Below are 17,769 nucleotides of genomic sequence, written 5' to 3'. Positions count from 1 at the left end.
CATGCCCGTGATTGTAACGCCGGTTCGGATCGATGACAGCCTCAAATTGCTCGGCGGCGTCAGATCACGCCAGGGCTCCGGTCGCGCGGGTGTCGGATCTCAATTATTGCTCCGGTTCGCGCTCCGAAAACTCTTGATCTCCGACACGCTGCCGTCGCGATAGGTCAGCTCGACCGAAACGGATTTCGTGCTTGGCGCGAGCTTCATGTAGAGCGGCATGCCGGCGCTGACCGCGCTGGGATCGCGCATGTCGCAAGGCGGCATCTTCAGGACCTGGTTGGGCACGGCGGTGTCGACGCCGATGCGCACCTCGCGGATGGCGCAACGGTAGGAGACGAGGTGGGTGTAATAGACGAGCAGCCCGTTGAACTCGCGGAACGACAGCCAGCTCGTCGAGGTCATGTCGAGGATCTTGCGCTGGTCGCGGATCAGCGCGGCCTCGGGATCGAACCTGATCGGGAACGGGCCCTGCATGTCGCCGGACTGATCGACGTAGCGGACCTCGATGGTGCCGGCCACAGCATCCGGCGGCAGCTCGATCGACGGGTTCGGCATACGCTTGCGCGTGCGCGGATCGAGCGTGTCGATGAAGCCGGTCTCGCGGAAATCGCTCTGGCCTGCCATGCGCCAGGAAATGCCGAGAGTCGGATCGGCGAACGAGAAGGTCACGCTCCAGCCGCCATTGTGCCGCGAGAAGCTCGCGATCGGCGCGTTGAGAGTCTCTTCCTTGGGCATCTTCGGCACCGACACCGGCGGCAGCGCCGCAAGCTTCGTGGGAGGCGGATCGTCGGAACGCGCGACGGCATCCGCGACGGCATCCTTGGCGAGGCCGCTGAGGAAGACGTCGTCGACCATCTGATCGAAATAGACGGGCACCTGCCGGTGCTTCACGGTGTCGGCCAGCTCGCTGACGGCACGGCGGGTGCGCTGCGCCACCTGCACGAGGTTCTCGCCGGGCTTGAGCAGCTCCTTGGCGAAGGTGCGCGTGAACACCGAATTGGGATTGGCATCGTCGTTGGACAGGCGATCGAGCGCGGTCTGGCGGGGCCCTGCGGAGAACACCGAGAACACGCCTTCCGGCAGCTGCGTCATCGGCGCAAGCCCGCCGGCGCCGGCGACCGCGCGGGTGCCCTTGCGCTCGAACGGATTGTTGCGGCAGGCGTCGAACACCAGGATCGAGGTCCGCGCCTTCTTGTTCTGCAGGCGCTCGACGATGCGGTCGGCGAGGATCGAGGCGTCGCGCACCAGCTCTTCCTGCCCTTCGGTCGCGGCCGGCACGTCGGTCGGCAGCAGATAGTTCTGGCCGGCGATCTCGAAGCCGTGGCCGGCATAGAAGAAGAACGCGGTGTCGCCGGGCTCGATCGCCTTGTCGAAGGCGAGCAGCGTCTCGGAGAATTGCTGCCGGCTCTGGTTCTCGGCGACCATCACCGAGAAGCCGAGCTGCTTCAGCGTATCCCCCATGGTGCGGGCATCGTTGACGGCCTTGAGCAGCTTCGGCACGTTCTTGTAATCGTTGTTGCCGACGACGAGCGCGACGCGCTTCTCGGCGAGAGCGGGCGCTGCGAAACCGCTCAGGCCCGCCGCGAGGCCAAGGGCCGCCAGAATTCTGAAAAGCCGACGCGTCATCGCAAAATTCCTGTTGCAGAACCGGCCCTGCCGCCGATCTTCGAGCGGCAGTCGATGGGACCCCCTGCCGCTGTGTGATAGTCGGCCCAGGCCTGACCACGGTTCAAGGAACCCGGGCTTCCATTGGACGATCCGACTATGGCCGATTCCGCGGGAATCTGTTTCCTTTTGGACAATTTCGCCGCAAGCGAGGGACTGCCGTGTTGCACTGGTGTACGGACGAGGTCGACCCGAGGGACCGGTTCGACTATTGGCGCGAGGTGCGCGCCAAGGGGTTGTTCGGCGTCACCGCCGAGCTCGCGCGGGAACGGCGCGCGGATTTTTTCGGCGAGTTCTCGCTGCGTCGGGTGGGTGGCGCCGGCCTCGTCGAGCTGAAGGCCTCGCCCTACGCGGTCGAGCGCAGCGCATCGGACATCGCCTACGCCCCGGGTGAGGCGATCTGCGTCTACCAGCAGCTCGGCAGCGGCGGCTGGTTCGGCGGCATGCGCACAAGCGAGTTTGCGATTGCCAATGGCAGCTTCGCGACCAGCCATACCGACCTGCCCTACCGTACCGCCCCGCTGGGCAGCGGGGGTTTCCACCTGCGAATCCTCAAGATCCCCGTGAGCAGCATGCCGGTGCAGGACAAGCGCCTGCGTGAGCTTGCGCCCCGGACCTTCAACGATCAGGCCCTGGCGCCCCTGCTCGCGGCCTGCTTTGCCGATCTCGACGAGATCGGCGCGGACGATGCGGCCTCGACCGTCCAGTCCTCCCTGGTCCAGGCTTTGGCCCACCTGGCGCTGATCGAGCGCGGCGTCGTGCGGCCGGGCAGCCGTCGGGGACAGGCCGCGCTGCGGACCGCCCGCCTCTCGCAGGCCCGGCGGCTGATCGCGCGCCGCCTTCAGGATCCCAATCTCGCGCCGGCCATGGTGGCCGACCTGCTCGGCGTCTCCGTGCGTCACCTGCACATGCTGTTCGAGATGGCGGAGAAGAGCTTTTCCCAGACGGTGACCGACGAGCGCCTGAAACAGAGCCGGAAGCTGCTGCGCGAGACGCCGGACCGGCTGATCGCTGATATCGCAGCCTCGTGCGGATTCGAGAGCCTCGCGACCTATTACCGGGTGTTCAACGCCGCCTATGGCATGGCCCCCGGCGACTTCCGGGCCAAGGGGACGGACGGGCGTTAGCTGCTGTCTCGGCGCTGGCGGCCGGTTGAGGGGCTCGGGGAAAACCCCAGAAGCGCCCATGATTTGAGCAAAAACCTCAGGTTTTTTAGGCTCTTCCCGCGCCCGCTCCATTGACTTTGGCCAATTCCCGCCTATGTTCCGGATCGACGCGGCTCAGATCGAAGAGCGATTCCTGAGCCTTGCGCTGTGTTCGCGTGAGTCAGCACCCCCAGCTTCTTCGAGAGCGCGCCGTTTCGGGGTGGAACGCGACAGCCTTATTACCCTCGATTCCGAACGGCGGTTTCGACCAGAGGCTCAATGTCCTTTTCAGATCTCGGACTGTCCGAAAAAGTCCTCGCCGCAGTGGCGGCCACCGGTTACACCACCCCCACCCCATTCAGGAACAGGCGATCCCCCACGTCCTCGCACGCAAGGATGTGCTCGGCATTGCCCAGACCGGCACCGGCAAGACCGCGGCCTTCGTGCTGCCGATGCTCACGATTCTCGAAAAGGGCCGCGCCCGGGCGCGCATGCCGCGCACGCTGATCCTCGAGCCGACCCGCGAGCTGGCGGCCCAGGTGAAGGAGAACTTCGACCGCTACGGCGCCGGCCAGAAACTCAACGTCGCCCTCCTGATCGGCGGCGTCTCGTTCGGCGACCAGGATGCCAAGCTGATGCGCGGTGTCGACGTGCTGATCGCCACCCCCGGCCGCCTGCTCGACCATACCGAGCGCGGCGGCCTGTTGCTCACCGGCGTCGAGCTGCTCGTCATCGACGAAGCCGACCGCATGCTGGACATGGGCTTCATCCCTGACATCGAGCGCATCTGCAAGCTCGTTCCCTTCACGCGGCAGACCCTGTTCTTCACTGCGACCATGCCGCCGGAAATCCGGCGCATCACCGAAGCCTTCCTGCACAATCCGCAGAAGGTCGAGGTTTCCAGGCCCGCCACGACCGCCGTCACCGTCACGCAAGCCCAGGTGCCCGCCGGCCGCGAGGCGCACGAGAAGCGCGAATTGCTTCGCCGCCTGCTGCGCGAAGCCAAGGACCTCAAGAACGCGATCATCTTCTGCAATCGCAAGCGCGAGGTCGCGATCGTTCACAAATCGCTGCAGAAGCACGGCTTCAGCGTCGGCGCCCTGCACGGCGACATGGACCAGCCGGCCCGCATGGCCGCGCTCGACCAGTTCCGCAAGGGTGAGCTGCCCCTCCTCGTCGCCTCCGACGTCGCCGCCCGCGGCCTCGACATTCCCGAGGTCAGTCACGTCTTCAATTTCGACGTTCCCCATCACGCCGACGACTACGTCCATCGCATCGGCCGCACCGGCCGCGCAGGGCGAACCGGCACCGCGATCTCGATCGTGACACCGCTCGACCAGAAGTCGATGGCAGCGATCGAGAAGCTGATCGGCCAGAGCATTCCGCGCGCCGAGGGCGACTATGACGTCCACGCCGAAGCGGGCGAACAGGGCGAGCGTCCGCGCGAACAGCGCGGCCGCGAGCGTTCACGCGGCGGACGCGGCAAGCCGCAGCGCGGCGAGCGACGCGGTCATGACCGCGAACGCAGCCACGAGCCGCGCGAGGCACGTGGCGAGGCAAGGCATTCGACAGAAGCACGGCCCGCCGCCGAGGCAAGGCCTGCGCGCGAGGCAAGGCCTCCACGCGAAACCCGGCAATCCTCCGAGCCGCGTCACGCCGCGCGCCCGCAAGCCAATTCGTCGCATGTGCCCTCGATCGGCCGGCCCGAGCCGCGCCGCCAGCGCGAGGTCGATACCGAGCCGGGCGATCACTCGCATCTGCCGGCGTTTCTGCTGCGGCCGGTTCGTTCCCCCGCCGGCGCCTGAAGCGCGCCGGCACCAGCCCATTTCGGTTGAAAAACCTCACTTTGCAATTTTTTGGATGCCTCGTGGACGTATATTTACGGGGCGTTCATGATCGTCCGTTAGCCTACGAACATAATTTAAGGATTGCTGCGGTCGAGGGCGCGTCGGCCGCTGTGGGGATGTTCAGTGATCAAGGTGCTCGACGAACACGAACGCACGATGGCGTTCGCCGAGGTGGCGCTCGGTCAGATCCGATCGCTCAGGCAGACCGCCATTCCCCGCAACTACGAGATCTGGTACGTCTACGCGACCGGCTACAACGCACCGCTCAACAAGATCATCAATGAGACGCTGGCGCGCAGCGGCAAGCTGACCGAGGCCGATCTCGAGCAGATCTACGAGACCTATCTCTCCCACATCAAGACTACCGACCGCATCGACAAGGTCGGCGCGCGCGTCGTCGGCGAGATCGACGACGTGGTGAAGGTGCTGGGCGAGGCGCTCGGCATGACCGGGGCGTACGATACCAGCCTGTCGGGTGCGACCGAGAAACTGTCGTCGGCCGAGAGCCGCGACCAGATCAGGGCGATCGTCGAGGCGCTGCTGCGCTCGACCAGCGAGATGCGCGAGACCAACAAGGCGCTGGAAGACCGGCTGACGCTGTCGAAGAACGAGATCAGCAATCTCCAGCAGAGCCTGGAGGCGATCCGCGCCGAGAGCCTGACCGATCCGCTCACGGGCCTCGGGAATCGCAAATATTTCGACCGCATGATCGGCATGGCCGTGCAGAGCGCGCTCGCCTCGGGCGAGCCGCTGTCTCTGCTGCTGTTCGACATCGATCACTTCAAGTCGTTCAACGATTCCTACGGCCATCTCACCGGCGACCAGGTGCTGCGGCTCGTCGGCCTTTCGCTCAAGCAGACCATCAAGGGCCAGGACGTCACCGCGCGCTACGGCGGCGAGGAATTCGCGGTGGTGCTGCCCAACACCGCGATGCGCCAGGCTCTCACGGTGGCCGATCACATCCGCCGCGCCGTGATGGCAAAGGAATTGAAGAAGAAATCCACCGGCGAGATCCTCGGCCGCGTCACCATCTCCGTCGGCGTCTCCATGCTGAGGGAGGGCGACGACACAGACGCGCTGATCGAGCGCGCCGACGCCTGCCTCTACGCCGCCAAGCGCAACGGCCGCAACCGCGTGATCTGCGAAGCCGATCCGGAATTCGCGATCGAGAGCCACAGCCGGGTGGCATAGATTTTCGTCAGCTGCCGTAGGGTGGGCAAAGGCGCGCAAGCGCCGTGCCCACGATCTCTTCAACACGGTTATCCCCAATGGTGGGCACGCTTCGCTTTGCCCACCCTACCGCACCGACTTCTTGGCGGCCTTATGGGCCGACCGCTTCTTCGCTGCGGCTTTCTTCGGCGCGAGCTTCTTCGCCGGCTTGCCTGCTACCTTCTTCGCCTTCGGCCGCTTCTTCACCTTGGCACGCTGGGCGGCGGCGAGCGCCGCCCTCGCCCATTGGGCAAGCTCCGCGGAATCATCGAACAGGCGCGCGGGCAGCTCCCAGTAGGAATTCACCACCACGGTCTTGGCGCGGGTCGAATATTGGAACGGCTTCGAGCCCTCGGCTTCGAAGTCGGGAATGGTGGTGTCGTCGGCGCGGAAGAACAGGCCGGCGCGCAGCGACAGCGCGAAATTGACGCCGTCGGCGGAGATGCCGTAGCCGGAAAACATCTTTCGGATGGTGACCGGGCCGAAATCGGCGAACAGGTCGATCAGGAATTCGCGGTCCATGAAGAGCGTCCTGGCGAGAAGGCCAGCATTCATAGCACCGGTGTCATTGCGAGCGAAGCGAACCAATCCAGGCTGCCTCGGCAGAGACAGTCTGGATTGCTTCGTCGCTTCGCTCCTCGCAATGACGGGAAGAACTACCCGTCGATCTTGGCCGGCCGCAGCTCGACCGATTCACCGCAGCCGCACGCGGAGATCTGGTTGGGATTGTTGAAGACGAACTGGGCCTGCATCTTGTCGGCCTTGTAGTCCATCTCGGTGCCGAGCAGGAACAGCACGGCCTTGGGATCGACGAGGATCTTGACACCCTTGTCCTCGACGACCTCGTCGGTCGGGCGGATCTCGTGGGCATATTCGACCGTGTAGGACTGACCGGCGCAGCCGCCGTTCTTGACGCCGACGCGCAAGCCCACGATCTCGGAATCGGCGCGCTGGGTCAGCTCGGTAATGCGCTGGGCAGCAGCGTCCGTCAGCCGCATCACCTGCGGGCGCGGCCGCCGCGGCTTCGGGGTAGATGCTGGTGATGCCTGTGTCATGTCAGTCATGTGGTCCGTTGCGAAGCAAATTCAATGCCGGTGGCGGCCGTCACCACATGTTCAGCACGAGGCGAGCCTCGTCGCTCATGCGCTCGGGCGACCACGGTGGCTCCCAGACGACCTTGACGTCGACCACGCCGACGCCGGGCACGCTCGCCACCGCGTTCTCGACCATGGTCGGCAGTTCGCCGGCGGCCGGACAGTTCGGCGTCGTCAGCGTCATCTGCACGTCGACCGAGCGGTCGTCCTTGATCTCGACCTTGTAGATCAGGCCGAGCTCGTAAATGTCGGCCGGAATTTCCGGGTCGAACACGGTCTTGAGCCCGGCGATGATCTCGCGGGTCAGCCGCTCGGTCTCCTCGGGCGGCAATGCCGAATGGGTCTCCATCGGATTGGCTTTGATTTCGGCCGTGTCACTCATGCGAACAAATCCCGCGCCTTCAAAAGCGCCTGTGCCAGATGATCGACTTCTTCCCGCGTATTATACATGCCGAACGAGGCCCGGCAGGTGGCCGTGACGTTGAACCGCTCTAAAAGCGGCATCACGCAATGGGTGCCGGCGCGCACCGCGATGCCCTGGCGGTCGATCACGGTCGCGACGTCGTGGGCATGCGCGCCCTTGAGCTCGAAGGAGATCACGGGGCCCTTGCCCCGCGCGGTGCCGATCAGCCGCAGCGAGTTGATCTCGCGCAGGCGCTCCTGGGCGTAGGCGGTGAGGTCGGCCTCGTGGGCGGCGATGCGTTCCTTGCCGATCGAATTGACGTAGTCGATGGCGGCGCCAAGGCCGACGGCCTCGACGATCGCCGGCGTGCCCGCCTCGAACTTGTGCGGGGGATCGCCATAGGTGACGATTTCGCGCGAGACCTCGCGGATCATCTCGCCGCCGCCGTTGAAGGGGCGCATCGCGACGAGATGGTCGTACTTGGCCCAGAGCACGCCGATGCCGGTCGGACCGTAAACCTTGTGGCCGGTGAAGACGTAGAAGTCGCAGCCGATGTCCTGGACGTCGATCGGCAGATGCACGGCGCCCTGGCTGCCGTCGACCAGCACCGGAATGCCGCGGGCATGCGCGACCCTGACGACGTCCTTGACCGGCACGATGGTGCCGAGCGCGTTCGACATCTGCGTGATCGCGACCAGTTTTGTCCTGGACGTCAGCAGCTTCTCGAACTCGTCGATCAGGAAATTGCCTTCGTCGTCGATCGGCGCCCATTTGATCACGGCGCCCTGGCGTTCCCTCAGGAAATGCCAGGGCACGATGTTGGAATGGTGCTCCATGATCGAGATGACGATCTCGTCACCTTCACCGATGTTCGGGCCGCCCCACGAGGACGCGACGAGGTTGATCGCCTCGGTCGCGTTGCGGGTGAAGATGACCTCTTCGGTGCGCGCAGCGTTGATGAACTGCGCGACCTTGGTGCGGCCGCCCTCATAGGCTTCCGTCGCGGCATTGGCGAGGTAGTGCAGCCCGCGATGCACGTTGGCGTATTCGGACTTATAGGCCTGCGTCATGCGGTCGAGCACGGCGCTCGGCTTCTGCGCCGAGGCGGCGTTGTCGAGATAGACGAGCGGCTTGCCGTAGACCTGCAGGCTAAGCGCCGGAAAATCCTGGCGCACGCGCGCAACGTCATAGGCGCCGTTCTTGACCGCCGGATGCGTGCTCATGACCGCCGCTCCAGCCAGCGCTCGGCGATTCCGATCACGTGCTCGCGCAAAGTATCATCGGCGATCTGCTCGATCGCCTCGCCGACGAAGGCCTGGATCAGCAGCGCCTGGGCCTGCTTCTCCGGCAGGCCGCGCGCCTTCAGGTAGAACAGCAGGCTTTCGTCGAGCGCGCCGGCGGTGGCGCCGTGACCGCAGGAGACGTCGTCGGCAAAAATCTCGAGCTCGGGCTTGTTGTCGGCTTCGGCCTCGTCCGAGAGCAGCAGTGCGCGGGTCATCATCTTGCCGTCGGTCTTCTGCGCGTCGGGACGGACGATGATGCGGCCCTGGAACACCGAATGGGCGCGGTCGTCGATCACGGCGCGGAAGATCTCGCGGCTGACGCAGTTCGGCACGGCGTGGTCGACCACCAGCGTGGTGTCACCGTGTTCGGTTTTCTTCAACAGGTTGACGCCGTTGACCGAGAGCTCGCTGCTCTCGCCCGCCAGCGTGATGAAGCCCTGCAAACGGCTCACGGCCGCGCCGCTGGTCATATTGAAGAAGTTCAGTTTTGCATTCGCGCCCACAGTCACGAACTGCGAGGTGATGTTCACCGCGTCGGGCGCGTCATCCATCAGCCGCACAAACGCAACGTCGGCATCGTCGCCGATCGAGACGATGACGGCATCGTTGACCTGGTACGCCGCAGCGCCGGCGGCGACGAAGCTCTCGATGATAGTGGCGCGGGCGCCCTTCCCGATCCGAACCTGCGAACGGGTGACGGCCGAGGCCGATGCGGCGGTCGCAACATGGATGATCTGGACCGGCGCAGAGAGCTGCGTCCCATCCGCGATCGACAGCACCACGCCGTCGGTCGCCAGCGCCGCATTCAGCGCGACCACGGCGTCGGTAGAGGCGGTCTTCAGGAGACCAGCATCCTTGTCCAGGGTCACGCGCAGAGTCTTGAAGCTGACTTCGGCGGCAAGCGCCTTCACGTCGGACAGCTCGGCCGCGAATACGCCATCGACCAGCACCAGCTTGCGGGCGCCGGCGATTGCATGCGCCTTGACCGCCTCCGCGGCGCGCTTCAGCGCGGTCGCATCGGGCGCGGCTGCCAGCGGCAGCACCTCGCCGACCAGCGCGCGCAGATCGGTGTATTTCCATTCCTCGATCCGGCGGTGCGGCAGGCCGAGACGCTCATAGGTCTCGAACGCCTCGCGGCGCACCGCAATCACGTCAGGCGAACCCGGCAGGCGGCCTTCGGCGCTGGCGAAGAGATCGCTCACCGCGCGGCCGCTCCCGGTCTTTGCCACAGCAACGTTCATCTCCAACAATCCTTACGCGGCATCCTCGAACTGGGCGTAGCCGGACGCTTCCAGCTCCAGCGCCAATTCCTTGCCGCCGCTCTTCACGACGCGGCCCCTCGACATCACGTGCACGACGTCGGGCACGATGTAGTTGAGCAGCCGCTGATAATGGGTGATGACGACCATCGCGCGCCCCGGCGAGCGCAGCGCGTTGACGCCGTCGGCGGCAATGCGCAACGCGTCGATGTCGAGGCCGGAATCCATCTCGTCGAGGATGCAGAGGCTCGGCTCGAACAGCGCCATCTGCAGCACCTCGTTGCGCTTCTTCTCGCCGCCGGAGAAGCCGACATTGACGCCGCGCTTGAGCATGTCCTGGGGAATGTTCAGCGACTTCGAGACCTCGCGGACCTTCTTCAGGAAGTCCGGCACCATCAGCTCGCTCTCGCCGCGCGCCTTGCGCTGCGCATTGAGTGCGGTGCGCAGGAAATTCATGGTGGTGACGCCGGGAATCTCGACCGGATACTGGAAGGCCAGGAACACGCCCTTGGCGGCGCGCTCGTCCGGCGACATCTCCAGCAGGTCCTCGCCCCTGAACAGGATCTCGCCGTCGGTGACCTCGTAGCCGGGCTTGCCGGCGATGACGTGCGAGAGCGTCGACTTGCCGGAGCCGTTCGGCCCCATGATCGCGTGCACCTCGCCCTCGTTCACGGTCAGCGTCAGCCCGTGGAGGATCTCACGCTCCTCGACACGAACCTTGAGGTCTTTCACTTCAAGCAAAGCCATCTTGGTATCCAGTCTATTCAATTGATGTTGGAGCGCCTGAGCGCACCGCTGGGGTCGGCAATCAGCCGACCGACCCTTCGAGCGAGATCGAGATCAGCTTCTGCGCTTCCACCGCGAATTCCATCGGCAGCTGCTGCAGCACGTCCTTGACGAAGCCGTTGACGACGAGGCCGACCGCTTCTTCCTGCGAGAGACCACGCTGGATGCAGTAGAACAGCACGTCCTCGGAGATCTTGGAGGTCGTCGCCTCGTGCTCGAACGTTGCCGAGGAGTTCTTGGCTTCGATATACGGCACGGTGTGCGCGCCGCATTTGTCGCCGATCAGCAGCGAGTCGCAGGCGGTGAAGTTGCGCGCGCCGGTCGCCTTGCGGTGCGCGGTGACGAGACCGCGATAGGTGTTCTGCGACTTGCCGGCGGCGATGCCCTTGGAGATGATCCGGCTCGACGTGTTCTTGCCGAGATGGATCATCTTGGTGCCGGAATCGACCTGCTGGTAGCCGTTCGAGATCGCGATCGAGTAGAACTCGCCGCGGGAATTATCGCCGCGCAGGATGCAGCTCGGATATTTCCAGGTGATCGCGGAGCCGGTCTCGACCTGGGTCCAGGAGATCTTGGAATTGGCGCCGCGGCAATCGCCGCGCTTGGTGACGAAGTTGTAGATGCCGCCCTTGCCTTCCGAATTGCCGGGATACCAGTTCTGCACCGTCGAGTACTTGATCTCGGCATCGTCCAGCGCGACGAGCTCGACCACGGCGGCATGCAGCTGGTTCTCGTCGCGCTGCGGCGCGGTGCAGCCTTCGAGATAAGAGACGTAGGAGCCCTTGTCGGCGATGATCAGCGTGCGCTCGAACTGGCCGGTGTTGCGCTCGTTGATGCGGAAATAGGTCGACAGCTCCATCGGGCAGCGCACGCCCGGCGGCACGTAGACGAACGAGCCGTCGGAGAACACCGCCGAGTTCAGCGTGGCGTAGAAATTGTCCGAGGTCGGAACCACCGAGCCCAGATATTTTTGCACCAATTCAGGATGCTCGCGGATGGCTTCCGAGATCGGCATGAAGATCACGCCGGCCTTCTTCAGCTCGGCCTTGAAGGTGGTCGCGACCGAGACCGAATCGAACACAGCGTCGACCGCGATCTTGCGGCGCGCAGGGTCTTCCTCGCCGGGCTTGGGCTCGACGCCTTCGAGCATGGCGACTTCCCGCAAGGGAATGCCGAGCTTCTCGTAGGTTTTCAGGATCTCCGGATCGATCTCGTCGAGGGATGAGACCGTCTTCTTCGGCTTCGGCGCCGCGTAGTAATAGAGATCCTGGAAGTCGATCTTGGGATAGTCGACGCGCGCCCAGGTCGGCTCCTGCATGGTCAGCCAGCGCCGATAGGCCTCCAGCCGCCACTGCAGCATCCAGTCGGGCTCGTTCTTCTTCTGCGAGATGAACTTGACGGTCTCTTCCGACAGCCCCTTGGGGGCCTTGTCGGACTCGATCAGGGTCTCAAACCCATAACGATACTGGTCGACGTCGATGCGCTTCACGCGCTCGACCGTCTCTTGTACGGCTGGCATTCCATCCTCCGCTCGCGGTTTCAAGGACCGCGGTGGATCAAACTCGGACGAGTATTACGATATTTCTCCACGGAAAGCACGGGCTTAGAACCGTTCAAGCCGTGTTTCGTCGCTTCAAGCCTTAAGTAGGGTATTACCAAGCTTTCGCCAAGCCTCTAACGCCCTGTTGATGCCATCAGGTTCCGTGGACCAGCCCAGACTGAGGCGCACCGCTCCCTGGGCCACCCCTGGATCATAGCCCATCGCCGACAGGACGTGAGACGGCTGGACCTTTCCGGAGGAACAGGCGGAGCCGGAGGACACCGCGATGCCCTCCAGATCGAAGCCGATCACGGCGGTTTCGGCCTTCAAGCCTGGCGCCGTGAACAGGACGGTATTCGGCAACCGCCCTACGTCTTTCGCGAAGACGGTCGTACCGGGAATGTCGCGGAGGCCATTTTCCAAGAGATCCCTGAGACTTGCCATACGCTTCGCATCCTCCGGCAGAGTCTGAAGCGCAGCCTTCACCGCCGCCCCGAAGGCGGCGATCCCGGCAATGTTCTCGGTTCCGGCCCGGCGGCTCTGCTCCTGCCCACCGCCCCGCAGCACCGGCTCCAGGCCGCCTATCCCTTCGCGCATCACCAATGCGCCGACCCCCTTGGGACCGCCGATCTTGTGCGCAGACAAGGTCGCAAGGTCGGCGCCTACCGAATTGATATCGAAGGGAATTTTACCTAGCGCCTGAATCGCGTCGACATGCAGGAGGCCGCCGGCGTCGTGGACGATGCTTGCCGCCTCCGTGACGGGCTGAAGGGCGCCGGTCTCGTTGTTGGCGGCCATGATCGAGACCAGGGCCGGCGGGCCGTCCTTCAGCAGCGCCCTCAGATGATCGAGGTCGACCACGCCGGAGCGCGTCACCTCGATCAGGCCGATCTTGTCCGCCGGGAACCGGCCGCCGGCCAACACCGAGGCATGCTCGACGGCCGAGACCAGCAGCCACGCGACAGGTCCGCCGGACGGGCCCCGCAAACCCGGCGAGAGCGCCAGCGCATTGGCCTCGGTTCCAGCGGAGGTGAAGACGATATTGCGCGGCTGCGCTCCGACCGCGGCTGCAAGCGTCGCGCGGGCGTCTTCGACCAGCCGCCGCGCCTGCCGCCCCTCGGCATGGACCGAGGATGGATTGCCGACGAGGTCGAAGGCCGCGACCATCGCCGCCCGCGCCTCGGGGCGCAGCGGCGTGGTCGCATTCCAGTCGAGATAGACCCGGTTCGGCATCTCGCCCTCTTAGCACCTTTTATCGTCCGGCCAATCGGAGGGTGCGCACTCGTCAGGCCGGCTGCTGCTCCACACCTCGCACCGGTCGCGGCGCCGCCCGCAACCCGAACAGCGGCCGCAGCCATGAAATGCGCCGGACGATCTCATAGGTCGCCGCACATGTGAGCGCGGTGCCGACGATCACAACCGACGCTTCGATCCCAACCGGCAGACCGCTGTCATGCATTTGATGCGCGATCACGATGATCGCGGTCTGATGCACGATGTAGTACGGGAAGATCGCGTCGGTGAGATAGCGCCGCGCCGGGCTGTCGGCGGTGAGATGGCGCCGCGCAAAACCCAACACGGTAGCGATCGCGAGCCATTGATAGCAGCCATAGGCCGAGGCCGCCGCCCACTTCAGTGCAGGCGACGGCGCAAACAGACCAGCGCGTACCAGGATGAACGCAGCGAAGCAGGCGGCGGCCGCCAGCAGGGCCACAGAGCGCTGCCGCTCGAGTTCGCGCCAGATCCCCTCTTGCCTCGCCAGCAGGAAACCGATCAGGAAGGCCATCGCATGGTCGGCGTGGTTGTACCAGTCGCCGAACAGCGCGTGTGTCGAGGGGAAAGCCGGGAACAGCACCAGGCGCCAGGCCGCGTACAGCAGGCAAGGCCCGATCAGCAGCCCTGGCCCGGCCAGCATGCCGGCCAGCTTCCGGCCGAGCCAGTCAGCGCCGGCCGGCCATAGCGCGAGCACGCCGATCAGCGCCATCGTGTAGACCCACAGATAGACCACGAACCAGAGGTGGTTCCAGGTCGGCAACACGATGCAGGGGTTCGGACAGAACTGCGCGCCGAAGGCAAAGTAGTGCCTGGTATAGAAATCGAGGAAGCCGGCGGGATAGCCGAGGCTTTCGACGATCTGGAGATAGGATTGCGGCGGCACGATCACGAGCATGCCGAAGATGAGCGGGATCAGCAGCCGTGCCGACCGCGCGCCGGCGAGCGAGGCGAGGCTCGACTTGCCGAGCATGAAGCGGGTGGCAACCCCTGACACCAGGAACAGCAGCGACAGCCGCCATGGGTTGAGGAAGAGCATCACCGGTTCCAGCCAGGTCAGCCGGTGCGCGCTCTTGATGTGAAATCCCCAGGACACGTAGAGCATGCCGACGTGGTAGAAGATCAGGAGCCCGAAGGCTAAAATCCGCACCCAGTCCAGGTCGATGCGCCTGTCCGAGCTTTGGAATTGCTGTGGTGTTGTCATGGTTTTCTGCTCCTTGACGGGACGACGAACGCGGTTCTGGCGCCATGGCTGACACCGAAAATGGTTGACACCGAAAATGCTCCGCCTGCGGCGCGCGTCGAGCCGGTTTGGGATCAGAATCGGACGCGAGGGGATGAGCCGCCGGCAGCAGGGACGAGTCGCGGGTTTTTCGGGATCAGCGGCGCCGACCGGATGATGTTCGCAGCGATCGCGGCCGTCGCGTTCGCGATCGGGGTCGTCAATGCGTTTTCAGGCGCTCAGGACGCGGCCTGGCGCGGCGACAGCTACGACATCGGCCGGCGGCTGTTCTGGGAGATGTCGAGCATCGGCGTCATCCTGCTGCTCTTGCCGATCCTGGTCCTGGCGGTCCGCCGCATGCGCCGGACACCCGGCCTCGCCGCACAGGCGGCGATCGGGACGATCGCCCTGCTCGGCTTCTCCACCCTCCACATCGCCGGCATGGTCTGGGTGCGAAAGCTCGCGCTCTGGCTCGCCGGCGGCGCCTACGATTTCCGTTTCTCGCTCGCAACGGTCCTGTACGAATTCCGCAAAGATGCCGTGGCCGTTGTCCTGATCGGCGCCACGATCTGGCTGCTCGAAAGCCGGCGTGAGCTGAAGAGCGCGGCAGTCGCTCCGTCGGCGCCGCCCGCCCCGCCGCAGCCCTCCTCCCCCGATCTGATCTGGCTGCGCGACGGCACCAGCCGCATTCGCGTGGCGCCGCGGGAGATCCTCTGGGTCGCCTCCGCCGGCAATTACATCGAGTACAGCCTCGCCGACGGCACCCAGTACCTCATCCGGGGCACGCTGGCGGCGGCGGAAAGCGAGCTGGCGGGCTTTTCCATCGTTCGGGTGCATCGGACCAAGCTTGCCAATCTCGACCGGGTGCGCGGCGTGGACCTGAAGCCATCAGGCGATTTCGAGCTCGCCTTCGACAACGGCCAGACCCTCGGCGGCAGCCGGCGTTACCGGCCGGCGGTCGCCTCGCTCGGAAGCCGAACCGCGCCAGCGGGAAGCACCGGCGGCGATTCCTAAACAATCGTGATTTCAATGGGTTGAATACACCCTCCGGCAGCACGGCCGGCTCTTGCGGTGCTGCGGTCGATTCAGGCTGGTCCAGGTCGCCGGAGGCAAGCCAGAGATGACATTGCAATGACCGGCTAAGCTCTTGAGCAGATTGAGAGATGTCGAAGATGCTTGCTTTTTGACCCTGGCCTTGTGTTAGAAGCGCGCGTCAGTTCACCTGCGCGCCACTCGCGCATCATCCGAGGGCGCGCCTCTCCACCCTTCATCCGTGCTCGCGTCGGCGGCAACGCTGCGAGAGCCACAATCGGACGATTGCGCAGGGATCACCTCCAAGGGACTTAGATCAGAGATCATCGATGCCTGAAGTCATTTTCACCGGACCCGCCGGCCGCCTCGAGGGCCGCTATCACCCGGCCAAGCAGAAGAACGCGCCGATCGCGATGATCCTGCATCCGCACCCGCAGTTCCACGGCACGATGAACCATCAGATCGTGTATCAGTGCTACTACGCCTTCGCCCATCGCGGCTTCTCGGTGCTGCGCTTCAATTTCCGCGGCGTCGGCCGCAGCCAGGGCTCGTTCGACCACGGCACCGGCGAATTGTCGGACGCGGCGGCCGCGCTCGATTGGGCGCAGACCATCAATCCCGAGGCGCGCGCCTGCTGGGTCGCCGGCTTCTCCTTCGGCGCCTGGATCGGCATGCAGCTGTTGATGCGTCGTCCCGAGGTCGAGGGCTTCATCTCGATCGCGCCGCCGGCCAACCTCTACGACTTCTCGTTCCTCGCGCCCTGCCCGTCCTCGGGCCTGATCGTTCACGGCGAGAAGGATGCGGTGGTGCCGCCCAAGGACGTCAACACGCTGGTCGAGAAGCTGAAGACGCAGAAGGGCATCGTGATCGACCAGCAGATCATCCCCGGCGCCAACCACTTCTTCGATTCCAAGCTCGAGCCGCTGATGGAAACCATCACGGCGTATCTGGACATGCGCCTCGCCAACGTGCGGTGAGTGGTGCGCTCAAGCGAGCTTGAGCGCGACGATCCCCATCAAGACGAGCGCGATGCCGGCAAGCTTCATCGCGCTCAAACTCTCGCCGAACAGCACCACGCCCATTATGAAAGTGCCGGCCGCGCCGATGCCGGTCCACACCGAATAGGCGACGCCGACCTCGAGCACCTTCAAGGCGCGTCCGAGCAGAAAGACGAAGGCCGCAAGCAGCACGAGCGAAATAACGCTCCAGCCTGCCCGCGTGTAGCCTTCCGCGTATTTCATCGAGATCGCCCAGCCGACATCGAGCGCGCCGGCGATCACCAGCAACAGCCAGGCCATTGATTGCGACATGTGCTCAGGCCGCGAGCTTGAGCAGATGCGCGTCGTGGCGCACGAGGAACGCGCGCAGCAATTGCGGATAGTCCGCGCCGACAGCGCTGCGCACGCTCGGGCGCTTTGCGAGTTCGGCGCGCCAGGCGCGAACCTTCGGCACGTCGTTGAAGATGCCGTGCGGGGTCAATTCGTCGAACAGATCGAAATAGCGGAAGATCGGCGCGAACACGGCATCGACCAGACTGAATGCATTGCCGGCGAAGAACGGCCCCGTGCCGAGCGCGGCCTCGACGCGCTCGAATTTCGCGACCAGTGCCTGCCGCTTGCTTTCGAACGTGGCCGGATCCGTCGTCGTCTCCAAGCCCCAGAGGTCGCCAAGGATTGCCGAGCCGAACTCCATCCAGGCGCGGTGCTCGGCCCGCTGCAACGGATCGACCGGATGCAGCTTGCTGCCTGCTTGCGTCTCCTCGATGTATTCGCAGATCACGTTGCTCTCGAACAGCGCGACCTCGCCCCTCTCGGTCGGCACCACCAGCACCGGCACCTTGCCGAGCGGCGAAAGCTTCAGGAACCAGTCCGGCTTGCTCGCGAGATCGATGTCGATCCGCTCGAACGGCACGCCCTTCTCCTTCAGCGCGATCACCGCGCGCTGCACGTAGGGACAAAGCTTGTGGCTGATCAGCTTCAGTGACGCGGTCATGGCAACGATCCCGGGGGTTA

General features: G+C 64.9%; 16 protein-coding genes and 1 pseudogene. 5 read left to right on the top strand and 12 right to left on the bottom strand.

Annotation, left to right across the window (positions count from 1 at the left end):
• Window positions 1-99: 99 nt before the first annotated feature.
• Window positions 100-1,626: a caspase family protein gene (locus BDOA9_RS21565; RefSeq protein ID WP_025036046.1), complete on the bottom strand. Its 1,527-nt coding sequence runs from the start codon at window positions 1,624-1,626 to the stop codon at window positions 100-102.
• A gap of 200 nt (window positions 1,627-1,826) precedes the next feature.
• Between BDOA9_RS21565 and BDOA9_RS21560 the strand changes: the two genes are divergently transcribed.
• The 3 genes and pseudogenes from BDOA9_RS21560 to BDOA9_RS21550 all read left to right on the top strand — a co-directional run bounded on the left by BDOA9_RS21560 (window position 1,827) and on the right by BDOA9_RS21550 (window position 5,848).
• Window positions 1,827-2,792 (top strand): helix-turn-helix domain-containing protein, encoded by a 966-nt coding sequence (locus BDOA9_RS21560; RefSeq protein WP_152033390.1) that lies wholly within the window; start codon window positions 1,827-1,829, stop codon window positions 2,790-2,792.
• Between the two features lie 297 nt (window positions 2,793-3,089).
• Window positions 3,090-4,615: pseudogene (locus BDOA9_RS21555) on the top strand (DEAD/DEAH box helicase).
• A 165-nt stretch (window positions 4,616-4,780) separates the two neighbouring features.
• On the top strand, window positions 4,781-5,848 hold the full coding sequence (locus BDOA9_RS21550) for a GGDEF domain-containing protein (RefSeq protein ID WP_025036044.1): 1,068 nt from the start codon (window positions 4,781-4,783) through the stop codon (window positions 5,846-5,848).
• Window positions 5,849-5,953: 105 nt separating this feature from the next.
• On the opposite strand, the gene BDOA9_RS21545 is transcribed toward BDOA9_RS21550, so the two are convergent.
• From BDOA9_RS21545 to BDOA9_RS21505, 9 genes are all read right to left on the bottom strand, one after another.
• Window positions 5,954-6,388 (bottom strand): TfoX/Sxy family protein, encoded by a 435-nt coding sequence (locus BDOA9_RS21545; RefSeq protein WP_025036043.1) that lies wholly within the window; start codon window positions 6,386-6,388, stop codon window positions 5,954-5,956.
• A 134-nt stretch (window positions 6,389-6,522) separates the two neighbouring features.
• The gene (locus tag BDOA9_RS21540) at window positions 6,523-6,930 is read right to left on the bottom strand and encodes a HesB/IscA family protein (RefSeq protein WP_192859594.1); all 408 of its coding nucleotides are present in this window, start codon (window positions 6,928-6,930) and stop codon (window positions 6,523-6,525) included.
• Between the two features lie 40 nt (window positions 6,931-6,970).
• On the bottom strand, window positions 6,971-7,342 hold the full coding sequence (locus BDOA9_RS21535; RefSeq protein ID WP_018641712.1) for an SUF system Fe-S cluster assembly protein: 372 nt from the start codon (window positions 7,340-7,342) through the stop codon (window positions 6,971-6,973).
• Complete coding sequence (locus BDOA9_RS21530; protein WP_025036041.1) at window positions 7,339-8,586, bottom strand: cysteine desulfurase; 1,248 nt, start codon at window positions 8,584-8,586, stop codon at window positions 7,339-7,341. The genes BDOA9_RS21535 and BDOA9_RS21530 overlap by 4 nt, the downstream gene beginning before the upstream one ends.
• Window positions 8,583-9,887, bottom strand: a complete 1,305-nt coding sequence (gene sufD / locus BDOA9_RS21525; RefSeq protein ID WP_025036040.1) for a Fe-S cluster assembly protein SufD — start codon at window positions 9,885-9,887, stop codon at window positions 8,583-8,585. The genes BDOA9_RS21530 and sufD overlap by 4 nt, the downstream gene beginning before the upstream one ends.
• Window positions 9,888-9,899: 12 nt before the next feature.
• Window positions 9,900-10,652, bottom strand: coding sequence for a Fe-S cluster assembly ATPase SufC (gene sufC, locus BDOA9_RS21520; RefSeq protein ID WP_025036039.1), 753 nt, complete (start codon window positions 10,650-10,652; stop codon window positions 9,900-9,902).
• A 61-nt stretch (window positions 10,653-10,713) separates the two neighbouring features.
• Complete coding sequence (gene sufB, locus BDOA9_RS21515) at window positions 10,714-12,210, bottom strand: Fe-S cluster assembly protein SufB (RefSeq protein ID WP_025036038.1); 1,497 nt, start codon at window positions 12,208-12,210, stop codon at window positions 10,714-10,716.
• 114 nt (window positions 12,211-12,324) lie between these two features.
• On the bottom strand, window positions 12,325-13,464 hold the full coding sequence (locus tag BDOA9_RS21510; RefSeq protein WP_025036037.1) for a cysteine desulfurase family protein: 1,140 nt from the start codon (window positions 13,462-13,464) through the stop codon (window positions 12,325-12,327).
• A 52-nt stretch (window positions 13,465-13,516) separates the two neighbouring features.
• A complete protein-coding gene (locus BDOA9_RS21505) occupies window positions 13,517-14,707 on the bottom strand; it encodes an acyltransferase family protein (protein ID WP_025036036.1) in 1,191 nt (396 codons plus the stop codon).
• Window positions 14,708-14,899: 192 nt separating this feature from the next.
• Between BDOA9_RS21505 and BDOA9_RS21500 the strand changes: the two genes are divergently transcribed.
• Window positions 14,900-15,739 carry a LytTR family DNA-binding domain-containing protein gene (locus tag BDOA9_RS21500; protein ID WP_042336314.1) on the top strand — a complete coding sequence of 280 codons (840 nt, stop codon included), beginning with the start codon at window positions 14,900-14,902 and terminating at the stop codon, window positions 15,737-15,739.
• 347 nt (window positions 15,740-16,086) lie between these two features.
• Window positions 16,087-16,734, top strand: a complete 648-nt coding sequence (locus BDOA9_RS21495; protein ID WP_025036034.1) for an alpha/beta hydrolase — start codon at window positions 16,087-16,089, stop codon at window positions 16,732-16,734.
• Window positions 16,735-16,743: 9 nt separating this feature from the next.
• Here BDOA9_RS21495 and BDOA9_RS21490 read toward each other — a convergent pair whose 3' ends face one another.
• Window positions 16,744-17,067 carry a DMT family transporter gene (locus BDOA9_RS21490; protein WP_082847860.1) on the bottom strand — a complete coding sequence of 108 codons (324 nt, stop codon included), beginning with the start codon at window positions 17,065-17,067 and terminating at the stop codon, window positions 16,744-16,746.
• 4 nt (window positions 17,068-17,071) lie between these two features.
• Entirely contained in the window at window positions 17,072-17,749 is a 678-nt protein-coding gene (locus tag BDOA9_RS21485) for a glutathione S-transferase family protein (RefSeq protein WP_025036032.1), read from the bottom strand.
• Window positions 17,750-17,769 lie beyond the last annotated feature (20 nt).

It is taken from the genome of Bradyrhizobium sp. DOA9 (genome assembly GCF_000617845.2).
In the GTDB taxonomy this organism is placed as follows: domain Bacteria; phylum Pseudomonadota; class Alphaproteobacteria; order Rhizobiales; family Xanthobacteraceae; genus Bradyrhizobium.
This window is presented reverse-complemented; position numbering and strand designations above follow the sequence as displayed.